Annotated in this window: 1 pseudogene; it reads right to left on the bottom strand. The window is 68.5% G+C overall.

Annotated features, from left to right (window positions below):
* Window positions 1-349 (bottom strand): annotated as a pseudogene (locus tag OXS49_RS33480) (hypothetical protein); the annotation flags it as partial.

Raw genomic sequence — 349 nt, 5'->3', positions numbered from 1 at the left:
CGGACCGAACAGGTGGCCGTAGGCCCGGCGATAGAAGCGGGTCGAGAAGGTCTTGCTCGGGTCGCGATCCTCCTCCTGCCCGTGGGAGAGGAAGTGGACCGCCGGCCCGTTCTCGAAGCCGCGTGTGTCGGGATAGCGCTTCAGATACCAAGCGGCGTCGAAATAGGGTTCGATCAGGCGCGCCTGCTCCAGCAGCTCCGCGTCCTCTTCGGGCGGCGGCGCGCCATAGCGCGCGTCGAAGGCATCGGCCGAGATATCTGTGCCGCGCAACAGTGCCGTCGCGAGGAAGTGGACGAAGGGTGCGATGCCCGTCGCCTCCACGGGCGGGTGGTGCGCCCGGTAGGCCCAG

Origin of the sequence: Methylobacterium sp. GC_Met_2 (assembly GCF_026540795.1) — a bacterium.
Taxonomy (GTDB): domain Bacteria; phylum Pseudomonadota; class Alphaproteobacteria; order Rhizobiales; family Beijerinckiaceae; genus Methylobacterium.
This window is presented reverse-complemented; position numbering and strand designations above follow the sequence as displayed.